This window comes from Thermosynechococcus sp. NK55a, assembly GCF_000505665.1.
In the GTDB taxonomy this organism is placed as follows: Bacteria; Cyanobacteriota; Cyanobacteriia; order Thermosynechococcales; family Thermosynechococcaceae; genus Thermosynechococcus.
This window is the reverse complement of the sequence record NC_023033.1, coordinates 2,473,542-2,489,491: the sequence shown is the minus strand read 5'-3', so window position 1 is coordinate 2,489,491 and position 15,950 is coordinate 2,473,542. Positions and strand designations below refer to the sequence as shown.

Here is a 15,950-nt window from a genome sequence, read left to right as displayed (position 1 = left end):
AGGCTAAAGAACTGTCCACTTGGGGGACTACGTCTGCAATCTACTGCCTGCCTCTCAAACAGAAGCTTTGCCCGCCTCCCGAATCGGTACCCACTCCGTATGGAAGGTTCCCGGTTTATCGATTCGCTCGTAGGTATGGGCACCAAAGAAGTCCCGCTGCGCTTGGGTGAGATTTTGGGGCAGGCGATCGCGCCGATAGCTATCGAAGTATTCTAGGGAGGCACCAAAGGCGGGTACAGCAATCCCCGCACGGGTCGCTTCCACCAAAACCTCCCGCCACGCCGCCTGCTTATCCAAGATGGTCTGGCGAAACTCCGGCGCCAGCAGCAAATTGGCCAATTGAGGATTTTCGCCGTAGGCCTGCTTAATCTTATTCAGGAAGCCAGCCCGAATAATGCAGCCCCCTTTCCAAATGCGGGCAATCTCACTCAGGTTCAGTTGGTTATCAAAGAGTTCCTGGGAGCCTTTGGCAATCAGGGCCATGCCTTGGGCATAGGAGCAGATCTTCGAGCAGTAGAGGGCATCGCGAATTTTGGCAATGAATTCTTCGGCATTGCCGCTAAAGTGAGCCGCAGGACCAGGGAGCACTTGGGCAGCCGCCATCCGTTCGGCCTTGATAGAGGACATGATGCGAGCATTCACGGCAGCGGCAATGGTTGGAATCGCCACCCCCATCTCAAGAGCACTTTCCACCGTCCAGCGACCAGTTCCCTTTTGACCTGCCGCATCCACAATCACATCCACAAGGGGCAAATGGGTTTCTGGGTCAATATAGGTGAAAATCTGGCTGGTAATTTCAATCAAAAATGAGTTAAGTTCAGGGGTTTCATTCCAGCTTTTGAAGACCTCATGGAGTTGCTGGTGATTAAGGCCAAGAAGGTTTTTTAGTAGGTCATAGGCCTCGGCAATGAGCTGCATATCGCCATACTCAATACCGTTGTGCACCATCTTGACAAAGTGACCCGACCCCCCTGGTCCAATGTAAGTGACACAGGGGCCATCATCCACTTGCGCTGCAATTTTGGTGAGAATGGGTTCGAGGGCTTGGTAGGCTTCACGACTGCCGCCAGGCATGAGACTTGGGCCATTGAGGGCACCCTCTTCACCACCGCTGACCCCCATACCAAAAAAGCAAAGTCCCGCCGCCTCCATTTCGGCAACGCGGCGTTCGGTATCGGTATAGAGGGAGTTGCCACCATCAATGAGGATATCGCCGGGTTCAAGGAGGGGCTTGAGCTGCTGGATCAGATCATCCACAGGTTGCCCTGCTTTGACCATTGCCAAAATGCGGCGCGGCCGCGACAGGGAGGCAACCAATTCCTCAAGACTATAGGTAGCCTTGAAGCGACGGCCTGCGGCTCGTTCGGCCATGAAAGCTTCGGTGCGGGCGGGTGTGCGATTATAAACCGCCACGGAAAATCCATTGCGCTCCACATTGAGGGCAAGGTTTTCCCCCATGACGGCGAGGCCAATAACGCCGAAATCTTGCTGTGACATACATCCGTCCTGCAATGGCAAGGATCACTTCCACCATAGCGGCAAGCTCAGCCAGTGGAATGGAAGAAGGTATTAACTTTTAGGCCAATCCCACCAGTTTTTCGCTCAACTCCCAAAGACGGCGGGCTTTTTGCTCATCGCTGCCCTCTGCCGAGAGTTCTTGGACAAAGGCTTTGCGGCCTTCTTTTTGGCGATTCCCCCAGCTCCAGTGCACCCCCGACTGACGAAAGTCAGGGTCTGCCACGACCATTGCTACCCGCTCCCCCGCTGTTTCTTGGCTAACATAACCACCCGTAATGTACTTTTGAAAGAGGGGGAAGAGCTTCTGAAAGAGGGGGAAGTGGTGGCGAAACAGAGGCGTGTCGGCCACACAACCCGGGTAAAGGGAACTAAAAACAATTCCGGTGCTCTCGTGGAAGCGACGATGCAGTTCCCGTGCCGTTAGCATATTGCAGAGCTTACTGTCTTTGTAGGCCTTGCCCGATTTGAAGGGCTTACCGTTAATCATGGCAATGGGTTTCTTAAAGCCCTTTTCAAAGCCCTCGAGGTTCCCCAAATCAGGGGGGGCCGGAATGGGAATTTTCCCGCCGAATTCTTTGCGGTTGGCCGTCACCGTACCGAGAATCACCAAGCGCTTATCGCTTTCGGGAGAATTTTTCAAGTCTTCTAGCAAGAGATTGATCAAAAGAAAATGCCCCAAGTGATTGGTGGCTACCGTCATTTCATAGCCATCCACACTGTAGATGGGTTCCTTAAGCAGCGGATAATAGACGGCAGCATTGCAGACAAGAGCCCGCAGGGGGCGATTCAATGCCCGAAATGACTCAACGAAGCCGCGCACGCTAGCTAAGGAAGACAAGTCCAAATGCAAAATGCTGTAGGCCTCCGGTGGAATCTGCATGTCCTTGGCCGTTTTCTCAGCTTTTTCAAGATTGCGGCAGGCCATAACAACGTGCCAGCCCCGATTGGCTAAGGCTTTGGTAGCATACAATCCCACTCCAGAGGATGCACCCGTAATTATGACCGTTGGGCGTGGCTGATCACTCATAGGTTCTGTGGCATACCTGCGGTAACGTCGCTATTGATCCTGCCATAGAAGCGATCGCCCCCTAGGAGCACCCCCAGCGATCATTTACAGTTACTTAATAAATGGACTCGATAGTTAATCAAGTTTTGTATCTAGCTTGCCTTTTGCCTATTTTTAGGATTAACCCAACTCTATGACGCTCTGCCAACCCCTGCCGCCGTGGCTGCGCAAGCCCCTGGGCAAAGCCAGCGAGATCTCCACTGTTCAGCGCCTAGTGCGTCAGTACGGAATTCACACGATTTGTGAAGAGGGGCGCTGTCCCAATCGCGGTGAGTGCTACAGCCAAAAAACTGCCACTTTTTACTTTTGGGTGCCACTTGTACCCGCGCCTGTGCTTTCTGTCAGGTGCAAAAGGGGCAGGCTCCCGCTGCCGTAGATCCGGAGGAGCCGGCCAAAATTGCCGCCGCCGTTGCCACCTTGGGATTGCACTACGTTGTGTTGACCTCCGTGGCTCGCGATGACTTAGCTGACCAGGGGGCAGGTCAGTTTGTGGCGACGATGCACGCCATCCGCCAGCGCTGCCCCCAGGCAGAAATCGAGGTACTCACCCCCGACTTTCGCCTGGACCGGGGCCGGGTGTCCCAACGGGACTGTATTGCCCAAATTGTGGCGGCTCGGCCCGCCTGCTACAACCACAACCTAGAGACCGTCCGCCGTTTACAGGGTCCTGTGCGGCGCGGCGCCACCTATGAGAGCTCACTGCGGGTCTTGGCCATCGTCAAGGAACTGAATCCTCAGATTCCCACCAAGTCCGGCTTGATGCTCGGCTTGGGAGAAAGCGAAACAGAAGTTATTCAAACCCTCAAGGATCTGCGGGCGGTGGGCTGCGATCGCCTGACTTTGGGGCAATATCTACCTCCTTCGTTGCACCATTTACCCGTAGTGAAGTATTGGACACCCCAAGAATTTGAGAATTTGGCTAACATTGCCCGTGAACTGGGCTTTTCCCACGTGGCAGCGGGACCTTTGGTGCGTAGCTCCTACCATGCCGCCCAAGCAGGCCAACTATACGCCAACTAGTAGAATGTCAAAAAAATCACAACAACCTATTTGACAAATGACCTCGGCAGCAACTATAATCCACCAAACGTTGCATAACTAGCCTGCAACACATTCAGGCTGCATTGTGTAAGCTAGTACTAAGGAGTAGCAGAATTCATGAAGGATTCTGCTGAGCCTAATCCGTTGTGAGTGAGGAGTAGTCTCGTGAAAAAGACCTACTTGTTAGCAGGTAGCTTAAGTCTATTAGGGGTGGTTGCCGGGGCCGGCATTGCCACTGCCAATCAACCCGCTCCCCTTGAAAACCCGATTCCTGCTGAACCCCAAAATCTTCAAGCTGCTGAAGCCCCACCTACCCCCAGCACCGTCGCCGATGCCTCCAGCACCATTAGCACGGTGAATGAATTGCTGGCCAATCAAGACACCATGGGGCAGGTGACCTCGGTGTCCCAACTTTCGGATGTGCGCCCCACCGACTGGGCCTACCAAGCACTGGCCTCCCTTGTGGAAAAGTATGGTTGTATTGCCGGTTATCCCGATGGCACCTTCCGGGGCAACCGCGCCGCCACGCGCTATGAAATGGCAGCGGCCTTGAATGCTTGCCTTGACGTGATTAGCGACCGCTTTGCCACCAAGGAGGACTTGGCCACTCTGCAAAAATTGATGGACGAGTTCAAAGCAGAATTGGCGACCCTGCGAGGCCGTGTGGATAAGCTGGAGGCCCGCACTGCCCAACTGGAGGCCCAGCAATTTTCGACAACCACAAAACTCACAGGAACGGCAGTGATGTCCGTTCAGTATGGTGGCCGCCCCTCTAGCCCGTTTCCATCTGTGGCTGGTAATTTGGCGCCTGCTCCCGGCCGAACAAACCCCACGGTCATTGCGGGGGTTTTGCTGAACCTAAATACCAGCTTCACAGGTACCGACCTACTACAAACCACTCTCTCTACAGGGAATGCTGGCCGTGATGCCATTAGTACCTATGGTTTGGGTTCGCAAATAGCCACAACACTGGGTGCCCCACCCAATCCTTTCACAGTACCACTGCCCTACTTTAGCCCCAGTCAGTATTACTGGTCGGGTTTTGGTCCAGGCGTCAACCTATTCCGCCTTGCCTATAGCTTTAAGCCCACCAAGGACATCACAATTACAGCCGGCCCTCAATTTTATCCCAGTGATATTATCGACACCAACAGCTGGGCCAACTCTCCCGCCAGTGACTTTGGTACCTACTTTTTCTTGAATAATCCCTTCATTGTGCCCTATGCCATGAACTTCCTAGGAGGCGCCGGTGCCGCCATCCAATGGAATCCCAAGGAAGGTCCCTTCACGGTGCGGGCATTGTATGTTGCGGCCGAAGCGGGACGGGCTGCAGCTGGGATTGCTCCTCCAAGTCCAGGGGGTGGCTTTGGCGGCGATCCCTTCCAGGCCTCGTTGGAGCTCGAGTATGCCAATAAGTTTGGTGGTGGTAAAAACAGCTATGTCGTCAAGCTGCAGGGTACCTACTCCAAGACCTACGGCATTGAGGCCCAAGCGGGAGGCATTAACTTTGAGCTGAACCTTGGTCGTTTGGGCATCTTTGGTCGTGCCGGTGTCGCGGGGATTCCCAGTACTTACTTTCCACAGGTTTCGCCCCTACCTTTCTCTATTTTGGGCGCACCAGCAGCAGGTATGATGGCCTACAACTTTATGGCCGGCATTGGCTACAAAGACTTGCTGGTACCGGGCTCGGTCTTAGCTGCCGCTGCGGGGGCACCGTTTATTAACAGTGCTCCTGTGGGTGGTCCCATCAACAATGCCGATCAAGTGAATGTGGAGGCCTTCTACAAATTCCCGATCAGCGACAACATTAGCATCACGCCCATCTTCACGGCCATTATTAACCCCAACAATACTAACGGTGGCGGCGTCGTTTCCGGCCAGCCAATTCTTCAAGGGGTGATTCGTACCACCTTTACGTTCTAGGGCCGCGGAGTTTATCTTCAGCTCTTTCCCCTCTCCCCTGCGGAGGGGGATTTTTTATGGGTTTTATTTTTTCCAGGGCCGTTTACTTGCCGTTGTCAAAGTTATTAACTTTTCTGAAGTCTTCTTTCATCTTTTTGCCAGCAGCGGTTAAATATAATTTAACTATCCGGTAATCGTTGGCTGTTGCCGAAGCTCAGCAGGACTTGGGCTGATGGAGACCGATCTAATGGCATCAGATTCTGGTTTGAGTGGCGGGGGAACATTGGAATCTACAGAAACACTTCAGCCTGAGGAATTGCTGCAGCAGCTGAGCACCTCAGGGGGTACCGGTTGCTTTAAGGTCGGCGTTGGGGACCAGAAATGGTTTCTTTACTTTGATCGCGGGGAGATTATCTATGGAACCCACACAATTGAGCCGGGCGATCGCTTTGAACGACATTTGCGGCAACTGAGCCACAGTGTCCCCGCCTTGGATCGTGAATTGCGGGCCCAAGTACGCCAGCAATGGGAACAGGCCAACACCCCCACCCCTATTTATGAATATGAGAGTTTGCGCTGGTTGCTTACCCAGAAGATCATTACCCCAGCGCAGTTTTCTCAGTTGGTGGAGGGGCTCATTCTTGAAGTCCTGGAGTCCTTTCTCTATCTCAAGAGGGGTCACCACGAATTGGTGCCCTACATTGATGTTCCAATTGTGAGTCGCTTTGACGCCAATCGCCTCATTGAGTCCTGTAAGGGGCGAATTCAGCAGTGGTTAAGCCTTGGCCACAAGATTGTCTCGCCCTTTCAGCGTCCCTACTTTTTTAGTAGTGCCCACGTGAATTTAGCGCCTGAGCAGCAGCAACGTTTGGGCTCTCTGTTGCGGGGCTTTAGTTTTCGCCACTTGGCGGTGCTGCTCAATCAAAATGAAATTACTTTGGTGCGCAGCCTCTTGCCCTTAATTGATAAGGGGGCTGTGGTGGTTCGGGAACCCCAACATCCCTTTGACTTACTGCCCAACTTTGATCTCAGTTTGTGGCAGGAAACAACACCCACAGTGGTAGAGGAAAGTGGCGACTCAGGGAGTGGTTTTTTACCTCCCAGGTCGCGAACCGCACCTATCGGATTATCTGCATTGATGATAGTCCAACAATCCTCAATGAAATGAAGCGGTTTTTAGCCGATGATGCCTTTGAGGTAATTGCCCTCAATGACTCCGTAAAAGCCCTGATGGAGGTGATGCGCCTTAATCCCGATCTCATTCTTTTGGATGTGGGAATGCCCAATATTGACGGTTATAAGTTTTGTAAAGTCATCCGCAACCATGAACGCCTTAAATCAGTACCGGTAATTATGGTTACAGGTAACACAGGACTCATTGACCGCGCAAAAGCCCGTCTTGTGGGGGCAACGGATTACATGACTAAGCCCTTTACCCAGGCAGAACTCTTGAAAATGGTGTTTCAATACTTGACCTAGGGGCAGGCAACGGGTGGCGGATGGCAGTATATTGACAATGATTGATTCTTTGATTGATTCTTTGCATTGAGATTGGGGAAGGGAAATGACGACGGTCTTGGTAGTAGAAGATGTTTCTTCGGAAATGGCACTGATTACCTCGTTTCTTCAGGAATCTGGCTATAGGGTGATTGCAGCCAGCGATGCCAAGGAGGCACTGGAGAAAATAGCTCAATATAAGCCCGATGTGGTAGTTACGGATGTGGTGATGCCAGGGATGAGCGGGTTTGAACTCTGTCGCAGTCTCAAGAAAAACCCTGAAACGGAAAAGCTTCCCATTGTTGTCTGTACGTCCAAAAACCAAGAGCTAGACCGTCTTTGGGCAATGAAGCAGGGGGCTGATGCCTATGTGACAAAGCCCTTTAGTCGTGAGGATCTGGTGCGGGCGCTGAAGTCGGTGATGGTATGACGATGCTAGGGAGAGGGCCTTGGTTCAACAGTGGTGAGGGGCAGGGCGATCGCCCCCAAGGAGCGCCCTACCTGCGTTTGGTGGTACAGGCGCAATTGAGCGCACTGCTGGCGATGGCTGAAATTCAGCAGGTGTTGGTGCTCCCACCGCAGCAACTCACGGCAATTCCCAATATGCCGGCCCTGGTAATGGGATTACTCAACTTTCGTAACCGCATTGTGTGGGTGCTGGATTTGGCCCACTTGCTCAACCTAGAGCCCCTAGAGGCAGATACATCTCTGGTGACGATTGCGCTGCTGCAAACTCCTAAGGGATACCTGGGCTTGGCGCTACAGGAAGTACGGGGAATCGTCCGACTTCCCCAGGAAGCGATTCAGTCTCCTGTGGGTACGGTGAGTGCGGCGCTGGTTCCTTACCTCAAAGGCTGCTGTCATCTAGCGGGAGAGGTAGTGTTTATCCTCGATGGGGCGGCAATTGCCGAGGGTACACTGAAGGCGATCGCGGAAAGGTCCTGCTCAAGTGTTCTTGCTGTTGATGTTGGATAGAGGTGCTATCGATACTTTTAGGATGTGCCAACCATGACAACCGCCAAACCCCCTATTGACATTCCCCCTTTACCACCCTCAGTTTTGAACTACCAACTGCCTCCCCTAGAGGAGCAGAAAGCAGCCACTAACGGTAAATCCCTTGGGAACCCCCTGCCGCCGACACCGCCACGTCGCAAATTTTGGGGGCTACGTCCAAAACTGATTACCAGTGCCGTTGCCCTAGCAACGGTGCCCATGATTGGGGTGGGTTTAGCCGCAAATGAGGTGGCCCGTCAACAGTTAATGCGTCAGGTGTTGGGGGTCCAGCAACAGGAAAGTATGGCTTCATCCCTCTCTTTTGATCAATATCTTCGCGAGCGACAGGGGGACGCAAGCACCTTGGCCTTTCTTTTGACTAGTCGCTACGGCAGTGAAATTCAGCGCCGCGATCGCCGCCCACTGCAAGCCATCCTAGATCAACTGATCAAGGCCTACCCAGACTACGACAGTGCAGCAATCATTGCCAACGACGGTCAAGGAACTGTGATTGCCCAATCCACTGCTGGTAACCGTCTGGCTAACAATGTTCTCCAAAATCAGGAGTACTTTAAGCTCGCCATCCAAACGCGCAAAGCGGTTCTAACGGTTGAGCCAACGCTATCACTGCCGGAGCGCCCCTTAGGGATGTTTGCCGCAGCGCCGCTGATCAATCCGCAAAATCAGCAAATAATGGCCGTGGTGCGATTGCGAGTCCCCCGAAGCGGTGTTCACAGGGTGCTCAATATCTATGAGCAGAAAAACCAGGACTTTTATCTTGTAGAGCCGCGGGGAACAATCTTTGCTTCCTCCATCTTAGGGGTGCAAGGCAAACCCTTGGCCGCCGTCTTTCCCAAACTGGCGCAGGCGCGGAACAATAGCCCAGCCGGTAGTCTAACAGAACAACGCCGCCCCGATGGGAAAGCTCAACTTCTTGCCTACACTAGTGTTACGCAACCGTTTGCCTCCCTTATCCTGGGTCGGAACCAAGAGCAGGCCCTCAGGCCCCTGCAAAACTTGAGCTGGACACTGTTGTCTGGGGTGGTGGTCACAACAATTTTAACGGCAGCGATCGCGATTTATCTGAGCAATCGGGGAGTGCAGCCGCTGCTGCGAGCTACCAAGGCGGTGACAAAAATTGGCGAAGGGGATCTCCAAACCCGCCTACCAGTGGAGGGGGAAGATGAATTGGCCACCCTCAGCTCCACAATTAACCAAATGGCAGAACAATTAGAAAAGTTCCTCCGCGAGTCTCAACTCGCTACTCAGCGTGCTGAGCAATTGCGCGATAGTGTATTGCGTTTAACCCAACACAGCGATCGCCAGGAGATTCTCAATTGCCTCGTCAATGATGGTCGCCACCTGTTGGCGTGCGATCGCGTGATCTTCTATGAATTTGATGAGAACTATGTGGGCAAAGTTGTTGCTGAATCAGTGGGCGCAGGCTGGCCCCAAGCCCTCGAACAGGTCATTGATGATCCCTGTTTCCGGCAAAATTGGGTAGAAGCTTACACCAAGGGGCGGATACAAGCCACAACCGACATTCTCAATGCCGGTTTAACAGAGTGTCATCTCAAACAACTTGCTCCCCTCAAGGTGCGAGCCAACCTAGTGATTCCCTTAGTCGTCAGCCAAAAACTGGTGGGACTATTAATTGCCCACCAGTGCAGCGGGCCACGCCAATGGCAAGAGTCTGAAATTGATGCCGTCGTCCAGTTAACCAACCAAGCAGGATTGGTACTGGAGCGCAGCCGCTTCCTTGAGGAGATCACCGCTGCCCAAAAAGAAGCACAGCGCCTTGCTCAGGAGCAACAGCAGCGCACTGAGCGCATCCAAAGGCAGTTGATTAACCTACTCACCGAAGTGGAGGCTGCTTCCCAGGGAGATTTAACGGTACGGGCAGACATCACTGCTGATGAAATTGGGACCGTTGCCGATATTTTCAACTCCCTCATTGAAAGTCTGCGGGATGTGGTCATGGAAGTGAAAGCCACCACAGAGAAAGTGAACACAGCCCTTTTGGCCGATGAGGCGGCCATGACAGGATTGGCCGAAGAATCACTGCGCCAAGCCAAGAAGGTGAAGCGGATGCTAGAAGCGGTGGAGGCAATGTCGATCTCCATTGAATCTGTGGCCAACAGCGCCAACGAGGCGGCAGCAGTGGCGCGCAAAGCCTCAGAGCGAGCAGTCACCAGTGGTGAAACGATGGATGCCACCGTTGACAGTATCCTTCACCTGCGGGAAACCGTTGCAGAAACTGCCAAAAAGGTGAAGCGGTTGGGGGAAGCTTCGCAGCAGATTTCTAAAGTGATCTCCCTCATTAACCAGATTGCCCTGCAAACTAACCTCTTGGCCATTAATGCCAGCATTGAAGCCGCCCGCGCGGGGGAAGAGGGCCGTGGCTTTGCTGTGGTGGCAGAAGAAGTGGGGGAATTGGCGGCGCGATCGGCGGCAGCGACTCGCGAAATTGAGCAAATCGTAGAGAGCATTCAGCAGGAAACCCAGGAAGTGGTCAGTGCGATGGAAACAGGGACAGCCGAGGTGGTCGAAGGCACCCGCCTTGTGGAAGCTGCCAAGAAAAACCTCAACGAAATTGTCCAGGTATCGCAGCACATTGACGAGCTGGTGCAGTCCATTTCCCAAGCCACCGTCTCCCAAGCCCGCACAGCCAATACAGTCAATACCCTGATGCGCGATTTTGCCAAGGTCTCGGAGGAGATCTCCGCCACCTCCAAACAGATTTCTGAGTCTCTCCAAAGTACTGTGGATCGGGCTCAGGAGCTACAAAATTCTGTCAACATCTTTAAGGTGACTGCTCAGGGATAACCATGCCCGAATCTGGCGTCGAGGAAACCATCCGCCTCCAGTTTTTAGAAGAGGCCCAGGATTACCTGCAAACGATTGAGGCAGGGGTACTATGCCTCTCTCAACAGCCGGGACGGGTAGATGAGGTGCTGCGGGCAGCGCACTCCATTAAAGGCGGCGCGGCCATGATGGGCTTTACGTCCCTGAGTGAACTGGCCCATCGCCTTGAGGATTTCTTCAAGATTTTGAAATCCCGTCCCTGCGACGATATCGAGGTACAGCACCTGCTGCTCAAGACGGTAGATCAACTGCAAGCAGTTATGATCCTCTACCGTCAAGGCGTTCAACCCAATGAGGGCTGGTGGCGCACTCAGGTAGAGCCGCTTTTGAATGAGTTGCAGGGACGGTTGGGGGATCCGACGGCGGAGGATGATCTGACACTCCTCAGTGGTGAGGATGGCCAGCAGATGCGGGTGGTTCTTTTTGAAACCGAGGTAGAGGCCTGTCTGCAACGCTTGGAGACCGTGCTGCAAACCCCTGGGCAACCCTGCCTCAGGGAGGAGCTGACGATCGCCGCCCAAGAACTGGAAGCCCTCGGGCAAATGCTCGAACTCTCTCAATTTGCTGAGTTTTGTGCCTCCGTCGGTGCCTATCTGGAGCAACCCAACTGTGATGTCAGCCAGGTTGGTGCCAGCATTATTCAGCAATGGCGGCGCTGCCAAGCCCTTGTGATCACTGGGCAACTGGCGGCTTTGCCCACCCGCTTGGAAACCCCTGAAACCGAGGACGAGGATCAAACCATTATTGATTTACCGCTGGCAAACCTAAATCAGGAATTAGGGGTTGAGGACTTTGCCAGTGCCGAAGTGGAGGCTTTCTCCTTGGGGGATTTATTGTCCCCCCCACCCACCCCCACAGAGGCACCTTCCCCTGCGCCAAAAGCTGAGACTACCCCGGTGACTCCCCAGCTTCTAACCCAAGAACCCAAGGAAATGACCGTGCGGGTGCCGGGGTATCAATTGGATCAACTCGGTGATCTGATGGGGGAATTGCTCATTGAGTGTAACGGTCTGGATTTACAACGGCAACGCCTCCACACCCTACTAGCGGGTCTCAAGCAAAAAGTACGTGCCCTTGAGCGTGCCAACTTTCGTCTGCGCACAGAGTATGACCGTGTCAGTGCCCCCCATTACTTGAGTCCCCAAAACCAGCATGGCTTTGATGTCCTCGAGTTCGATCGCTACACGGATGTGCATCTGCTCTCCCAAGAGGTGATGGAAACGATTGTTCAAGTGCAGGAAATCACCACCGATCTGGAACTGAGCCTAGAGGACACCGAACGCACTGGCCGTGATCTCAACCGCACTGCCAAGCAACTTCAAGCTCGATTTACCCAAGTGCGGATGCGTCCCTTTGCCGACTTGGCCAACCGGTATCCACGGTTAGTTCGGGAACTGAGCCGCGAGCATGGCAAAAACGTCAATCTTGTGATTGAGGGCAGCCACGTTCTCATTGACCGTACTGTGTTGAGTGTCTTGGCGGATCCCCTCTTGCACCTTGTCCGCAATGCCTTTGACCATGGCATTGAACCTGCAGAGGAACGCCAAGCCCTTGGCAAACCCGCCGTGGGAACCATTACTCTAAAGGCAGCCTATCGCGGCAACCGAACCGTGATTACTGTGGCGGATGATGGCCGAGGTCTCAATCCAGAGAAAATTCGCCAAAGGGCACGGCAATTGGGCTTAGCCCAAGATTGGTTGGAAACTGCTAGCGATCGCGACCTCTGGCCACTGATTTTTGAGCCGGGCTTTTCAACGGCCGCGCAGGTGACCAGCCTCTCCGGACGCGGCGTAGGAATGGACGTCGTGCGCACTAATCTGCGTCAAATTCGCGGGGACATCCAGATCCAGAGTACTCCCGGCCAAGGGACGCAATTCACGATTACAATTCCCTACACCCTCTCAGTGGTGCGGGCGCTTTTGATAGAGGCTGCCGGCATGCTTTTGGCAGTACCAACCGAAGACATCGAAGAAATGGTGCTAGCCGATCGCTACCCTGCCATTGAAACCCTTGGCTCAACCCTCATTGACTGGGAAGGCTATCTCATTCCCTTGATTGAGCTGACCCAGATTTTTCACTTTCAGCGTCCCCATCGCCCCGTGGAAATGGAGGGAGCACCCACCATTAACGAACCAACCCTGATGATTATCAGTCAAGGGGACAGTGCCCTTGCCCTGCGGGTTGATCGCCACTGGAGCGAGCAGGAAGTCACCATTCGCCAAGTCGAAGGAGAACTAGCCCTACCCAAGGGCTTTAGTGGCTGCACAATTTTAGGAAATGGCCGCATTGTCCCCCTATTAGATCCTCTTGCTCTCTTTGATTGGTCGCAACAGGAGCGTCCCCCTGCCCCCGTGGCCAGCTCCACTGCCCCTAGGCAAGACACCGTCCTTGTGGTTGATGATTCAGTGAACGTGCGGCGTTTCCTCACCAGTACCCTCGAAAAAGCCGGCTATCGGGTTGAGCAGGCTAAAGATGGTCAGGAAGCCATTGATAAACTCCAAGGAGGACTGCAGGTCAACGCTGTGATCTGCGACATTGAAATGCCCCGCCTCGATGGGTTTGGCGTCCTCACTCAAATTCGCCGCATTCCCCAATGCCAAAACACCCCCGTGATGATGCTCACCTCCCGCACGGGTCAAAAACACCGCCAGCTTGCAGAACGCCTGGGGGCAGCGGCCTACTTTAGCAAACCCTTCCGCGAAAGTGACTTCTTGGCCACCCTTGATCAGTTGATCCACCATGCTTAAAAGCCGTCGCCGTCGCCAGAGCCAACCTGTTGTTTTAGAGCAGTTCTTGACATTTATCGTGCGCCAAGAGCAGTTTGCCGTGCCGATGGCACAGGCCTATCGAGTGATTCCGTTACCCCCTATTCACGGCGATCCATACCAGCGGGGTATTGGCCTTGTCACCTATGAGAATCGGGAAATTTTAGTTATTGATATTGGCCGCTGTCTTTTTGATGCCCCCCTTTCAACCTCAGAAACCGAAAAGCTCAGGTTTTTGCTTATCCTCCAACCCCGACAGGAATGGCTTGGCCTGCCCCTCACAGACCCCCCCATGATTGAGCGCATTCCCCAGGAGGCCATTCATCCGATTCCCCGCAACTATCTCCACTGGGGAAGTATTCACAACGTTAGCTCCCTCATGGTCACCCATCAAGGCGACCAGGAGCTCCCTCCCATCTTTATCGTGGATATTGAGCAGGTCCTGCATACCCTAAAAACTCGATAGTCTGACTGCATTCCTGGATGTGCTAGATGCATCTGGAGGTGAACCAGCCATGGATACGCTGTATGAAACCAACTTTTATCCGTGGATGCAACAGCAAGCCGCATACCTCCGCCAAGGCAACTTGAATTGCTCGATCTTGAGAACTGGCGTGAGGAGATTGACTCCTTGGGCAAAAAAGAAACGGGAATTGTGCCACTGCCTTGAAGTGTTACCCCCGTCGTGAGCAACGGCATCCCCTAGAAGGCCAGCTCAAGGAAAGCTCCAGACTCAAGCCCTACTTACGAGACTGCCCTTGACCTGGTAAAACAAGAAATGCCCTTTAATCCTGAAGCATTGCCCCAAACCTGCCCCTTTTTGGAAGCGCAAATTTTTGAGGAACTGCTCGACCTCTGGCCTTAGCCAATAGGCTCTATCTCTTGCCAATCAACCATGGGCAGATCTAGACTTGGGGCAGATCTGGACTTGGTTAAATGATGTTTTCCCCTGTCTTTATCTATAGCGATCGCTTCCTAGAACATCGCTGCCCTCAGTTTCACTTTGAGCGGCCCGAACGCCTGTTAGCCATTTGTCGGCATTTGCAAGCCGCATTTCCAGCAGCAGAGTGGCGCGAACCCACCCCTGTCGCAGAAGGCTTGACCCCTTGGCTAGAAAAGATCCACAGTCCGGTGTACTTAGACCAATTAGCCCAAATGGCCGCAGCAGGGGGTGGCTGGTTAGATCCCGATACCTACCTCAATGACCAGAGCGATCGCGTGGCACGGTTAGCCGTACAGGCTTGGCTCGATGGGGTAGATCTGGCTCTACAGCGACAGCAAGCAATTTTTGTTTTGGCGCGTCCCCCCGGCCACCATGCCCTCCGGGAGCGGGGAATGGGGTTTTGCCTGTTGGCGAATGGGGCGATCGCTGGCCATTATGCTCTCAGTTTGCCGGGGATAAGACGAGTGGCAATTCTCGATTGGGATGTCCACCACGGCAATGGTACCCAAGCACTGGTTCAAGACAATCCTCAGATCGCCTATTGTTCGCTCCATGAGTTTCCCGCCTATCCCTACACCGGTGATGGGGGCGATCGCGGGCGCTACAACAACGTCCTCAACTTACCCATGCCGACAGGTTCCAATGGAGAAGCCTATCGAGCCGCATTTCAAGATCAAGTTATGCCCTTTTTGTGGCAATTTAACCCAGATTTACTCATTATCAGTGCGGGGTATGATGCCCACCGTGAGGATCCTCTTTCCAGTATTGAACTAGAGGATGCCGATTATGGCTGGATGATGCACCAGTGCTTACAGATTACTCACCGCATTGTTATTGGTTTAGAGGGAGGATACAACCTTGATGCTTTGGGGCGATCGCTTGTTGCTACAGTACAAGCGGCGGTTCTCGACAATGCCGCCATAGGACCTCCTCATGAAGGGCAAGGCAGCGTTTAGCAACAACCGCATCGGCAAATATCGTCACTGCGTCTGCAGGAGCTTGGGCACCTGGGAGTGGGAGAGGGCTGGCCTTCAGTTGGGGATTCCGAGGACTGGCGTCTATTGCCCATAATTATCAGGATTGTCAGGCGGCTCCTCCAAGTGTGGCACAGGGTCATAGCCAGCCGCTGCAAAGGGGTGGCAGCGCAAAATGCGGCGAATGGCCAGATAAGTTCCCCTTACAGCCCCAAAGCGGGCGATCGCCTCAACTGCATAGGCAGAACAAGTGGGCGTATAGCGGCACGTGGGCAACAATAGCGGTGAAATCCAGCGTTGATAAAGGCGAATCAAAACAATCAGTGCTTTACTGAGCCAGTTACCCACCGTATTTACCAACAACATCCTTACAGGAAATTGTACAC

Annotated in this window: 12 protein-coding genes and 1 pseudogene; 10 read left to right on the top strand and 3 right to left on the bottom strand. The window is 53.6% G+C overall.

The window, feature by feature from the left end; all coding sequences use genetic code 11:
* Nucleotides 1-54: 54 nt before the first annotated feature.
* Together gndA and NK55_RS12055 are read right to left on the bottom strand one after the other, a co-directional pair.
* Entirely contained in the window at nt 55-1,497 is a 1,443-nt protein-coding gene (gene gndA, locus NK55_RS12060; protein WP_024125968.1) for an NADP-dependent phosphogluconate dehydrogenase, read from the bottom strand.
* A gap of 79 nt (nt 1,498-1,576) precedes the next feature.
* Entirely contained in the window at nt 1,577-2,545 is a 969-nt protein-coding gene (locus NK55_RS12055) for a protochlorophyllide reductase (protein WP_041429327.1), read from the bottom strand.
* 172 nt (nt 2,546-2,717) lie between these two features.
* On the opposite strand from NK55_RS12055, the pseudogene lipA reads away from it, so the two are divergent.
* From lipA to NK55_RS12010, 10 genes and pseudogenes are all read left to right on the top strand, one after another.
* Nucleotides 2,718-3,604, top strand: a pseudogene (gene lipA, locus NK55_RS12050) (lipoyl synthase).
* Between the two features lie 186 nt (nt 3,605-3,790).
* A complete protein-coding gene (locus NK55_RS12045) occupies nt 3,791-5,548 on the top strand; it encodes an iron uptake porin (RefSeq protein ID WP_024125966.1) in 1,758 nt (585 codons plus the stop codon).
* A gap of 226 nt (nt 5,549-5,774) precedes the next feature.
* On the top strand, nt 5,775-6,695 hold the full coding sequence (locus NK55_RS12040) for a DUF4388 domain-containing protein (protein ID WP_225871760.1): 921 nt from the start codon (nt 5,775-5,777) through the stop codon (nt 6,693-6,695).
* Nucleotides 6,692-7,006, top strand: coding sequence for a response regulator (locus tag NK55_RS13890; protein WP_255325272.1), 315 nt, complete (start codon nt 6,692-6,694; stop codon nt 7,004-7,006). The genes NK55_RS12040 and NK55_RS13890 overlap by 4 nt, the downstream gene beginning before the upstream one ends.
* An 85-nt stretch (nt 7,007-7,091) precedes the next feature.
* Nucleotides 7,092-7,454, top strand: a complete 363-nt coding sequence (locus NK55_RS12035; protein WP_041429325.1) for a PleD family two-component system response regulator — start codon at nt 7,092-7,094, stop codon at nt 7,452-7,454.
* Nucleotides 7,451-7,999, top strand: coding sequence for a chemotaxis protein CheW (locus NK55_RS12030; RefSeq protein ID WP_051372864.1), 549 nt, complete (start codon nt 7,451-7,453; stop codon nt 7,997-7,999). The genes NK55_RS12035 and NK55_RS12030 overlap by 4 nt, the downstream gene beginning before the upstream one ends.
* Before the next feature lie 33 nt (nt 8,000-8,032).
* Nucleotides 8,033-10,843, top strand: coding sequence for a methyl-accepting chemotaxis protein (locus tag NK55_RS12025; protein ID WP_024125963.1), 2,811 nt, complete (start codon nt 8,033-8,035; stop codon nt 10,841-10,843).
* Between the two features lie 2 nt (nt 10,844-10,845).
* A complete protein-coding gene (locus NK55_RS12020; RefSeq protein WP_024125962.1) occupies nt 10,846-13,629 on the top strand; it encodes a hybrid sensor histidine kinase/response regulator in 2,784 nt (927 codons plus the stop codon).
* Nucleotides 13,622-14,113 carry a chemotaxis protein CheW gene (locus NK55_RS12015; protein ID WP_024125961.1) on the top strand — a complete coding sequence of 164 codons (492 nt, stop codon included), beginning with the start codon at nt 13,622-13,624 and terminating at the stop codon, nt 14,111-14,113. Before NK55_RS12020 ends, NK55_RS12015 begins: the two co-directional genes overlap by 8 nt.
* A 470-nt stretch (nt 14,114-14,583) precedes the next feature.
* Nucleotides 14,584-15,546, top strand: coding sequence for a histone deacetylase (locus NK55_RS12010; protein WP_255325271.1), 963 nt, complete (start codon nt 14,584-14,586; stop codon nt 15,544-15,546).
* A 102-nt stretch (nt 15,547-15,648) separates the two neighbouring features.
* On the opposite strand, the gene yidD is transcribed toward NK55_RS12010, so the two are convergent.
* On the bottom strand, nt 15,649-15,912 hold the full coding sequence (gene yidD, locus NK55_RS12005; protein ID WP_157869819.1) for a membrane protein insertion efficiency factor YidD: 264 nt from the start codon (nt 15,910-15,912) through the stop codon (nt 15,649-15,651).
* Nucleotides 15,913-15,950 lie beyond the last annotated feature (38 nt).